The sequence below is a fragment of the Gammaproteobacteria bacterium genome (assembly GCA_028817255.1).
Classification (GTDB): domain Bacteria; phylum Pseudomonadota; class Gammaproteobacteria; order Porifericomitales; family Porifericomitaceae; genus Porifericomes; species Porifericomes azotivorans.
Genome location: JAPPQA010000150.1, coordinates 1 through 1,173, shown reverse-complemented (window position 1 = coordinate 1,173; position 1,173 = coordinate 1). Strand labels below are relative to the sequence as shown.

The following is a 1,173-nucleotide window of genomic DNA, read 5'->3' as shown; positions in this document are numbered from 1 at the left end:
GGCGGGCACCGGGACCGGGCGCCGACGCGGGCGCGGGCAAAGCGAGGGAGGCCAGGATCAACGCTACTGTTCGGGAAACAACCGTGGCGCATCCCCGCCGCCGTTCGGCCCTGGCAACCCGAGCCGCTGCCAGGCGAGGCGGGTCGCGATCCGGCCGCGGTGCGTCCGTGCCAAAAAGCCCTGCTGCAACAGGTAGGGTTCGACCACGTCCTCCAGGGTATCGCGCTCCTCGTTGAGCGACGCGGCGAGACTGTCAATCCCCACCGGCCCACCGTCGAATTTCTCTATGATCATGCTGAGAAAGCGGCGGTCCATCTCGTCCAGACCGTGGGCATCCACCTTCAACAGGTCCAGGGCCGCCCGGGCGCCGTCCCGCGTTACCCGGCCGTCGCCGCGCACCTCGGCATAATCGCGGGCGCGCCGCAAGAGCCGGTTGGCGATGCGCGGCGTGCCGCGGGCGCGCCGCGCGATCTCCACAGCGCCGTCATCCTCCACCGCGACCCCCAGGATACCTGCCGAGCGGCGCACGATGCGGGCCAGCTCTTCCGTCCCATAGAACTCCAGGCGCTGCACGATGCCGAAGCGGTCGCGCAACGGCGAGGTCAGCAGGCCGGCGCGGGTGGTGGCCCCGATCAGGGTGAACGGCGGCACGTCCAGCCGGATGGCGCGCGCGGCGGGGCCCTCGCCGATCATAATGTCTATGCGGAAATCTTCCATGGCAGGATAGAGCACCTCCTCCACCACCGGACTCAGGCGGTGCATCTCGTCTATAAACAGCACGTCGCGCTCCTCCAGATTGGTCAGCATCGCGGCCAGGTCGCCGGGGCGCTCCAGCACCGGCCCCGAGGTTTGGCGCAGACCCACCCCCATCTCGTGGCCGACGATGTAAGCCAGCGTGGTCTTCCCCAGTCCCGGCGGGCCACAGAGCAACAAATGATCCAGCGGTTCGCCGCGCTTGCGGGCCGCGCCGATGAACACCTCCATCTGCTCGTGCAGGGAAGGCTGGCCGATGTAATCGCGCAACAGCCGCGGGCGCAGAGCGCGGTCCAGGCCGCCCTCTTCGGGGCCGGCGGCAGGAGAAAGAACGGGGTTGGCCTCGCTCACAACGCCGCTATTCTCCCTGCTGGGGGCACCGATCGCAACCAGATGCGGGCGGCGCCAACGATTGGCGCC

Annotated in this window: 1 protein-coding gene; it reads right to left on the bottom strand. The window is 69.3% G+C overall.

Going from position 1 to position 1,173, the window contains the following annotated elements; all coding sequences use genetic code 11:
* Positions 1 to 63: 63 nt before the first annotated feature.
* Positions 64 to 1,104, bottom strand: coding sequence for a Holliday junction branch migration DNA helicase RuvB (gene ruvB, locus OXU43_06455; protein MDD9824794.1), 1,041 nt, complete (start codon positions 1,102 to 1,104; stop codon positions 64 to 66).
* Positions 1,105 to 1,173: the final 69 nt, after the last annotated feature.